This is a genomic window from Corallococcus praedator (assembly GCF_003612125.1).
GTDB lineage: Bacteria > Myxococcota > Myxococcia > Myxococcales > Myxococcaceae > Corallococcus > Corallococcus praedator.
On the sequence record NZ_RAWI01000018.1, the window covers coordinates 26335 to 36460 of the forward strand.

2 protein-coding genes are annotated in these 10126 nt (G+C 71.9%); both read left to right on the top strand.

Annotated features, from left to right (window positions below):
- The first annotated feature begins 27 nt into the window (after nucleotides 1-27).
- Nucleotides 28-3261 carry a non-ribosomal peptide synthetase gene (locus tag D7Y13_RS04250; RefSeq protein ID WP_120582494.1) on the top strand — a complete coding sequence of 1078 codons (3234 nt, stop codon included), beginning with the start codon at nucleotides 28-30 and terminating at the stop codon, nucleotides 3259-3261.
- Complete coding sequence (locus D7Y13_RS04255; protein WP_120582493.1) at nucleotides 3258-10118, top strand: type I polyketide synthase; 6861 nt, start codon at nucleotides 3258-3260, stop codon at nucleotides 10116-10118. The genes D7Y13_RS04250 and D7Y13_RS04255 overlap by 4 nt, the downstream gene beginning before the upstream one ends.
- The last annotated feature ends 8 nt before the right edge of the window (nucleotides 10119-10126 follow it).

Genomic DNA, 10126 nt, shown 5'->3' on the forward strand with positions numbered 1-10126 from the left:
CCCCGTCCCCTTCCAGGAGCCTTCAGCGTGACCCAGCCAACCGGATTCCGGCTCTCCCCCCAACAGGCAAGACTCTGGTCCCTCCTGGCGGCCGTTCCAGGAGCGCCATCGCGCGCCCGGGCCGTGCTCTCCCTCGACGGACCGCTCGACGTGGCGCGACTGGAGCGCGCGGTGCGTGAGCTGATCTCCGCGCACGAGGTGCTGCGCACCACGTACCGCCACCTCGCCGGCACGGCCGCCGCGGTGCAGGTGCCCGGGGAGGTTCCGGCGACAGTCCTGGAGGTGCTTGACTGGAGTGCCCTCTCCGAGACGGAGAAGTCCGCACGACTGGCGGCGCTGGGCTCCGAGTCCGGTTCGGCGGCGCTGGACGCTCTGACACCGTGGCGGCTCGCGGTGCTGGGCCCGGACCGCCATGCATTGCTCGTGGAGGTGCCCGCGCTCTCCGCGGACCGGCAGACGTTCGCCGTGCTCGCACGCGAGCTGGGTCGCGCGTTGACGACTTCGTCGCCCCAGGACGAAGAGCCGCCTCCGCAGTACGCGGACGTGGCGGAGGTCTTCCACCAGATCCTCGAATCCGACGACGGCGCGGATGGACGGCGCTTCTGGAAGGGTCGTGACCTGACGGGCGCCACGGGCGCGACGCTGCCCACGCGCCGCAAGGACCCGGGGGCGCTCGGACTTCGCCCCCGTCGTGAAGCACTCGCACTGGCGCCCGAAACGGTCTCGGCCCTGGAGGCACTGGCCGGCCGGCTGGGTGTCCCGGTGGCGGACGTCGTGCTCGCGGGCTGGTCGCGCCTGCTGGCACGCATGGGAAGCAGCGGCGATGCGTGCGTCTCCGTGCGCGTTGAAGGCCGTGGCTACGAAGGACTGGACGTGGCGCTCGGCCTCTTCGAGCGCTGGCTGCCCGTGCGCACCTCCGCTGCCTCCAGCTTCGATGCGCTCGCGCGCGACGTGGCGCGAAGCGTTCGCGAGACCGCCGCCTGGCAGGACGACTTCGACGCGTCGAGCGCCTTCCCCGCCGTCGGTGGCACCCCGCCCTCCCGCGCCTTCGCCTTCGAGGACCTCACGTGGCCGGAGCCCGTGCGCGCGGGTGGACTGACGCTGACCCTCGCCCACGTTGAAGCGCGCGGCGAGCGCGCCGAGCTGACCCTGGCCCTGGTGCGCGGGCGCGGTTCCCTGTCGCTGGAGCTGCACCACGACGAAGCCGCGTACGCCCCGGAAGAAGCAGCCCGGCTCCTGGAGCGACTGGAGACCCTGCTGGCCTCGGCGCTGACCGCGCCCGAGCGCTCGCTGGACGCCCTTCCCTGGGTCGGTCCGCATGAACTGCGGCAGTTGGCGGACTTCAACCGCACCGCTCGCGATCACGACACGCAGGACACGCTGCCCTCGCGCTTCGACGCCGTGGCGCGCACTCGGCCGGACGCCGTGGCGGTCGCCTTCGAGGACGAACAGCTCACCTTCGCCGCGCTGTCAGAGCGCGCCAACCGGCTCGCGTCGCACCTGCGCTCCAAGGGCGTCGGGACCGAGACGCGCGTGGCGGTGTGCCTGGAACGATCGGTGGAGCAGCTCGTCGTGTTGCTCGGCGTCCTCAAGGCCGGCGGCACCTTCGTGCCGTTGGATCCGACCTACCCGCGCGAGCGACTGGCCTACGTCATCCAGCAGGCCGGCGCGCCGCTTGTCGTCACCCGCTCGAACCTGCGCGCTTCGCTCCCTGACGGCGCGCACACCTTCGTCTGCCTGGACCAGGAGACCGACGCCCTGGCCGCCGCGTCCTCCCACGTGCCCGACGTGACGCTCTCCCCGGAGAACGCCGCCTACGTCATCTTCACGTCCGGCTCCACGGGCCGCCCCAAGGGCGTGATGATCCCGCACCGCTCGGCGCTCAACCTCGCCGCCACGCTGCGCGACGTCGTCTACCAGGGCCGGGGCCCCGGCCTGCGGGTGAGCGTCAACGCGCCGCTCGTGTTCGACGCCTCCGTGAAGCAGTGGCTCCAGCTCCTCAACGGGCACTCGCTGCACATCGTCCCGGAAGAGGTGCGGCCGGACGCGGTGCGCATGCGCGCGTGGGTCCAGCGGTACGCCGTGGACGTCGTGGACTGCACGCCGTCGCTGTTGGGACCGCTGCTGGTCCAGGGACTCGGCCGTGACGCGGATTTCTCCCCGGCCATCGTGCTGGTGGGCGGAGAAGCCATCGACGCGCGCACCTGGACGGACCTCACGCCGCTTACGCGCACGCGCTTCGTCAACATGTACGGCCCCACCGAGTGCACCGTGAACGCCACGGCGTGCCCCATCGCGGACTCCGCGCAGCCGAGCATCGGCGGACCGCTGGGCAACGTGAGGGTGCACGTGCTGGACGCGGGCCTGCGGGAGCTGCCCCTGGGCGTGCCCGGTGAGCTGTTCATCGGCGGCGCGGGCGTGGCCCGAGGCTATGAAGGCCGGCCGGACCTCACCGCCGAGCGCTTCGTGCCGGATGCCTTCAGCCCCACGCCGGGCGCGCGGCTGTACCGCACGGGAGACGTGGGCCGCTACCGCGAGGACGGCCGCATCGACTTCCACGGCCGCGCCGACTTCCAGGTGAAGGTGCGGGGCTACCGCATCGAGCCCGGTGAAATCGAAGCGCAGATGCGCTCGCACCCGGAGGTGGGCGAAGCCGTCGTCGTCGTGCGTGGCACGAAGGAGGATGCCCGGCTGGTGGCGTACTTCGTGCCCCGTCGCGGAATGCCCGCGGACACCGATCCGGCGACGGCGCAGCTGGCCCTGGAGCTGCGCGGCTTCCTGCGCGAGCTGGTGCCCGAGTTCATGCTGCCCTCCCACTTCGTGCCGCTGGCGCGACTGCCGCTCAACCGCAACGGCAAGGTGGACCGGGGCGCGCTGCCGGAGCCGGTCGCCGCGAGGCCGGAGACGGTGCCCTACGAGGCGCCCGTCACGGAGCTGGAGCAGCGCATCGCCGCCATCTGGCAGGAGGCCCTCAAGGTGGACCGGGTGGGCCTGCACAGCAGCTTCTTCGATCTGGGTGGGCACTCGCTCCTCATGGTGCAGGTGCACGAGAAGCTGTCGGTGCTGATGGGCCGGCGCCTGTCCATGGTGGAGCTGTTCCAGCACCCCACCGTGGCCTCGCTGGCGAAGTACCTGGGACAGGCCCCGGCGAGCGCGGCCCAGGAGTCCCTGCAACAACAGGCGCGTGACGAGCGCGCGAAAAAACAACTCCAAGCGATGCAGCAACAGGCCCTCTTGATGAAGGCCAGGGGTAAGCGATGAGCAGCGAAGTCGAGCAGGACGCTCCTCAGATGGAAGGCGTGGCGATCGTGGGCATGGCGTGCCGGTTCCCCGGCGCCAGCACCCCCGAGGCTTTCTGGAAGAACCTCCAGGAAGGCGTGGAGTCCATCACCTTCCTCAAGGACGAGGAGTTGGATCGCGCCGCCATCGACCCCGCGGAGCTGAAGGATCCGAAGTACGTCAAGGCGCGGGCCACGCTGGACGGCATCGACCAGTTCGACGCGCGCTTCTTCGAACTGTCGCCGCGCGAGGCGGAGATCACCGATCCGCAGCAGCGCCTCTTCATGGAGTGCGTCTGGGAGGCCCTGGAGACCGCAGGCCACGACCCGTCGCGAGCCAAGGGGCCCATCGGCATCTACGCGGGCGCGGGCGCCAACGGCTACCTGCTCTACAACCTGTCGTCGGCCGGGCACCTGACGGGCACGGTGAGCGCGTTCCAGGCCGTCATCCACAACAAGAACGACCACCTGGCCACGCGCGTCGCCTACAAGCTGGACCTCAAGGGCCCGGCGGTGACGGTGCAGACCGCGTGCTCCACGTCGCTCGTGGCCGTCTACCACGCGTGCCAGAGCCTGCTGAACTTCCAGTGCGACATGGCGCTGGCGGGCGGCGTCACCATCACCGTCCCGCAGAAGACGGGCTACCTCTACACCGAGCGTGGCATCGGATCCCCGGACGGCCACTGCCGCCCGTTCGACGCGAACGCACAGGGCACGGTGGGTGGCAGCGGCGCGGGCGCGGTGGTGCTCAAGCGCCTGTCTGACGCCATCGCGGACGGCGACATCATCCACGCGGTCATCCGCGGCGGCGCGCTCAACAACGACGGAACCGACAAGGTCGGCTACACGGCGCCCAGCGTGAACGGCCAGGCCGAGGTCATCGGCATGGCGCACGCGCTGTCCGGCGTGGATCCCGACACCATCACCTACGTCGAAGCCCACGGCACGGGCACGCCCATGGGCGACCCGATTGAAGTGAAGGCGCTGACGAAGGCGTTCCGCTCCGGCGGCGCCACGCGCAACGGCTACTGCGGCCTGGGCTCCGTGAAGAGCAACGTGGGCCACCTGGACACGGCGGCCGGCATCGCGGGCCTCATCAAGACGGCGCTGACGCTGAAGCACCGTCAGCTTCCGCCCAGCCTCGGCTTCGAGAAGCCCAACCCGGAGATCGACTTCGCGGGCAGCCCCTTCTACGTCAACGCGAAGCTCCAGGACTGGAACGCGCCCTCTCCGCGTCGCGCGGGCGTGAGCGCGTTCGGCCTGGGCGGCACCAACGCGCACGTCGTCCTGGAGGAGGCGCCCCAGCGCGCGCCGTCCGGGCCCTCGCGTGAGCACCAGTTGCTGGTGGTGTCGGCCCGCTCGGACGCGGCGCTGGAGACGGCGACGACGCGGCTGGCGGAGCACCTGAAGGCGCATCCGGACCTGAACCTCGCGGACGTGGCTTTCACGCTCCAGAAGGGGCGCAAGGCCTTCGAGCACCGCCGCTTCGTGGTGGTCCGCACCGTGGAGGAGGCCGCGCAGGCGCTGGCGACGCTGTCCCCGGACCGCGTCATCACCCGCACCCAGGAGCGCGTCACCCGGCCCGTGATGTTCATGTTCCCCGGCCAGGGATCGCAGCACCCGGGCATGGCCGCGTCCCTGTACCGGGGCGAGTCCGTGTTCCGCCAGGAGGCGGACCGCTGCCTGGAGCTGCTGTCCAAGCGCCACGGGCTGGAGCTGAAGGCGCTGCTGTTCGAAACCGACACGCAGGATGCGCAGGCCGCCTCGAAGCTGGAGCAGACGGCCCTCACCCAGCCCGCCCTCTTCGTCGTGGAGTACGCGCTGGCGAAGCTGCTGCTGTCGTGGGGCCTGGAGCCCGCGGCGATGATCGGCCACAGCGTGGGCGAGTACGTCGCGGCCTGCCTGGCCGGCGTCTTCACGCTGGAGGACGCGCTGGAGCTGGTCGCCACCCGGGGCCGGCTGATGCAGTCCTGCCCTCCGGGCGCCATGCTGTCCGTACAGCTCGCGGAGGCGGACGTTCGCCCGTACTTGAGCGAGGGGCTGGAAGTCGCCGCCGCCAACGCGCCGGGCTCGTGCGTCGTCGCGGGCCCTCCGGCGGCCATCGAGGCGCTGGAGAAGCGGCTCGCGGCCAAGGACGTGCTGGCCCGTCGACTGCGCACGTCGCACGCGTTCCACTCCGCGATGATGGACCCCATCGTCGGGGCCTTCCGTGACGCGGTGGCGAAGGCGAAGCCCTCCGCGCCGAAGCTGCGCTTCATCTCCAACGTGACGGGGACGTGGATCACCGCCGAACAGGCCACGTCGCCCGACTACTGGGCGAAGCACCTGCGCCAGCCGGTGCGCTTCGCGGACGGCCTGGATGAACTGCTGAAGGAGTCCGAGGCGGTGTTGCTGGAGGTGGGCCCGGGCAAGGCGCTCCAGTCGCTGGCGCGCTGGCACCCGCGCAAGAAGCCGACCCAGTCCATGCACACCCTGCTGCCGACGGTGGGCGAGGCCACGCCGGAAGCGGAGTACCTGCTGCGCACGCTGGGCCACCTGTGGCTGCTGGGCGTGGATGCGCCGGGCTACTTCGACGGTGAAACGCGCCGTCGCGAGCCGCTGCCCACCTACCCCTTCGAGCGCCAGCGCTACTGGGTGGACCTGCGCTCCTCCACCAGCGCCCAGGCGAAGCGCGGAGGTTCGCTGGAGAAGCGCCAGGACGTGGCGGGCTGGTTCTGGCTGCCGGTGTGGAAGGAGTCCGCGCCGAAGGTGGCCGCCGTCGGAGCCGCCAACGCGAAGGCGGCGCCGTGGCTGCTCCTGCAGGACAAGGCGGGCCTGGGCGCGAAGCTGGCCACGCGCCTGCGTCAGCAGGGCCACGCGCTGGTGGAAGTCATTCAGGGCCGTGAGTTCCGCCGCACGGGCGCGGACGCGTACGAGCTGAACCCCGGCCGCCGCGAGGACTACGCCTCGCTGCTGTCGGAGCTGGCGGCGGATGGACGGCTGCCGGAGCGCATCGTCCACCTCACCGGCATCACCGCCGAGGGCTCGGGCGCGGCGACGGAGGACGTCGTCGAGCGGTCGTTCTTCAGCCCGCTGCACCTCGCGCAGGCGCTGGGCGCGCACACGACGGGCAAGCCGGTGCGCCTGACGCTGGTGTCCAACGGCATGCAGGAGGTCACGGGCGGGGACCTCGTGTCGCCGGAGCAGGCGGTGGCGCTGGGGCCCACCAACGTCATCCCGCGCGAGCTGCCGCACGTGCACTGCCGCAGCGTGGACGTCACCCTGCCCCCGCTGAGCAGCTTCCAGGCCGGACGGCTGGTGGAGCTGCTGGCCGCGGAGCTCGCGTCGGACTCGGAGGAGCCCGTGGTGGCCTTCCGGAGTGGCCGCCGCTGGGTGCGCGACTTCGAGGAGGTGCGCCTGGAGGAAGGCCCCGAATCGGCGGTGCCGCTGCGCGAAGGCGGCGTGTACCTCATCACCGGCGGCCTGGGCGGCATCGGCCTGTCCTTCGCGGAAGCGCTGGCGGAGAAGTGCCACGCGCGGCTGGTGCTCGTCGGGCGCGCGGTGGTGCCTCCTCGCGAGGAGTGGGCGAAACACCTGGAGGCGTCCGGTGGTGACGAGGCCACGCGCCGTCGCATCCAGGCCGTGCAGCGCCTGGAGGAGAAGGGCGCGAAGGTGCTGGCGCTCAGCGCCGACGTGACGGACCTGGAGCGCATGCGGGCCGTGGTGGCCACCGCGCGGGAGCGCTTCGGCGCCATCCATGGTGTCATCCACGCGGCCGGTGTGCCGGGCGGCGGGCTGCTCCAGCTCAAGACGCGCGAGGCGGCGACGGCGGTGCTCGCGCCCAAGGTGACGGGCACGCGCGTGCTCGGGGCAGTGCTTGAGGGCGAGCGGCTGGACTTCTTCGCGGCCTGCTCGTCGCTCACCACCGTCGTGGGCCGCTTCGGCCAGGTGGACTACACGGCGGCCAACGCGTACCTGGACGCCTTCACCCGCGCGTACCAGGCCCGCACCGGCACCTACGCGGTGTCCATTAACTGGGGCGCGTGGGACGAGGTCGGCATGGCGGCGCGGCCGGCGACGCAGACCGGCGAGGGCCGTGCGATTCCGCACCCGTTCGTGCACCGCTGCCTCGTGGACACGCCGCAGCGCAAGGTCTTCTCCGGCACCTTCGGCGAGCCGCGCTCGCAGTGGGTGACGGACGAGCACCGCATCCTCGGCAACCCAACGGTGCCGGGCGTGACGTACTTCGAGATGGTGCGCGCCGCGGTGGCGGACGAGGCGAAGGGCCGCACCATCGAGCTGTTGGACAACTACTTCCTCGCGCCGCTGCGCGTGCCGGAGAACGAGACGCGCGAGGTGCGCCTCACCCTGGAGAAGGACGGGGACGGCTACCGCTGGGGCGTGAAGAGCCTGCCGCCGGGCGGCGTGGGCAAGGGCACGGACCACTCGGCGGGCCGGGTGCGCTTCGGCGGGCCCCGCGTGGCGCGCGTGGAGGACCTGGAGGCCATCCGCAAGCGGTGCGACAAGCCGCGTCCGCAGTCGCTGGAAGCCGAGTACGAGCAGGAGCTGGGGCCGCGCTGGCGCAGCGTGCAGGCCATCCTCCCGGGTGACAACGAGCTGTTGATGGTGCTGGAGCTGATGCCGGAGTTCACCGGCGACTTCGAGCAGCTGCTCTTCCACCCGTCGCTCATCGACCGCACGTCGGGTATCGCCAAGAGCTTCCTCGCGGAGCACGGCTACTACCTGCCCTTCGGCTACAAGGTGCTGCGCCTGCACGGCGAGCTGCCGCGCCGCGTGTACAGCCACGCGCGCTTCCGGGCCAACGAGTCGTCCAACGGCGATGAGACGCTCGCCTTCGACCTCACGATGATGGACGAGCAGGGCCGCGTCCTGGTGGAGGTGGAGCGGCTGACGCAGAAGCGCGTCAACGACCCCGCCGCCGAGCTGCGCGCCCTGGCCGCCGCCGCCCGCGAGTCCGCGCTGGCGAAGGTGCTTCCCACCGAGGAGCGCCAGGAGATCTCCCCGCGCGAGGGCGTGGTGGCGCTGGAGCGCATCCTGGCCTCCGCGCTGGCGTCCCAGGTGGTGGTGTCCGTGCGCGACCTGCACGCGACCATCGCCCACACGGACGAGGTCGTCCGCGAACGGGTGCTCCAGGCCGTGGGGGAGACGCGTGCCCCCGGCGAGCAGCAGGCCCGTCCCAAGCTGAAGACGGAGTACGTGGCGCCGCGCAACGACATCGAGCAGCGCATCGCCGAAGCCTGGCAGGCGGTGCTCGGCATCGACCGCGTGGGCGTGAACGACAACTTCTTCGAGCTGGGCGGCGACTCCGTGCAGGCCATCCAGATCATCGCGCGCGGCAGCCAGTCCGGGTTGCAGTTGAGCCCGCAGCAGTTCTTCCAGTACTCCACCATCGCGGAGCTGGCGGCGATGATCGCCGGCATCGTTGCGAAGCAGGCCGAACAGGGACCGGTGGTGGGCCCTGCCCCGCTCACCCCCGAACAGCGTCGCCTGTTGGAAGCGCCCACCGGCGCCTCCACGCGGGTGGCAAGGGTCGCGGTGCGTGGGCCGGTGGACGCGCCCGCGCTGTCCCAGGCCCTGGGCACGGTGCTGTCGCACCACGACGCCCTGCGCCTGCGCTTCACGCGAGGCGTGTCCGGTTGGCAGCAGGCGGGCACGGCTCCCGGCACGGAAGTGTCCTTCGCGGAGGTGGACCTGCGCGCACTGCCCGCCGCCGAGCACGAAGCGGCGCTGCACGGCGAGGAGGAGAAGCTCCGCGCGAAGCTGGACGTCGGCGCGGGTCCGCTCGCGGCGGCCGCGTGGGTGCGGCTGGAGGGCGGCGTGGGCAGCCAGTTGCTGATCGCGGCGCATGGGCTCGCGGTGGACGGGGCCTCCTGGAGACTCCTCGTGGAGGACCTGTCCGCGGCCGTGCGCCAGACGCGCGGTGGACCGGCCCTGCGCGCGAAGACGGCGTCCTTCAAGCGCTGGGCGGAGCGGCTGACGGAAGAAGCCGCCTCCGAGTCCCTGCGCAAGGAGGAGTCGGTGTGGACGGGCGCCGCCCAGGAGGGCGCCACGAAGCTGCCGGTGGAGCGCGCGGGGAGCCCGTCGGGGGCGGCGCGCGTCGTGGAGGTGTCGCTGTCGGAGGATGAGACGCGGCGGCTGCACGAGAAGCTTTCCGGCACGTGGCGCGCGGACGTGGCCGAGGGCGCGCTGGCGGCGCTGGGTCAGGCCCTGGCGACCTGGACCGGCGGCGGACGGCTGCGCGTGGATGTCGTGACGGACGGACGCGACGCGTTCGACGGTCAGGACTTCTCGCGCACGGTGGGCTGCTTCGACGTCACCTGGCCGCTGCTGCTGGAGCTGGATCGTGACCAGGGGGCAGGCGACGCGCTCAAGGCCGCGAAGGAGCGCATGCGCCGCGTGCCGCGCCGGGGCATCGGCTTCGGGCTGCTGCGCGACGGCTCTCACGGCGAGCTGTCCGAACGCCTGCGCCACCTGCCCAGGGCGGAGGTGCTCGTGCGACACCTGGGGTCGGTGGACGCTACGGAGGACGCGGCGCCCTTCGGTGCGGGTACGTCGCCCGGTGCCCACCGCGCGACGGGTGGGTACGCGCTGGAGGTGGAGACGTTCCTGTCCGGCGGGCGCCTGCACGTGCGCTGCGCCTACGACGACGGGACGTACACGCAGGGAACGGCGTCGAAGCTCGCGGGCGATGTCCTCGCGGCGTTGCGCACGCTGGGCAGCGAGGCGCAGGACACGAAGGCGGCGCTGTCATCCGTGGATTTCCCCCTCGCGGGACTGGATGACTCGCAGCTGGGGGCACTCGCGGCGCTCATCAACGATGCGGACGGGTCGGAGAGCTAGGCAACACC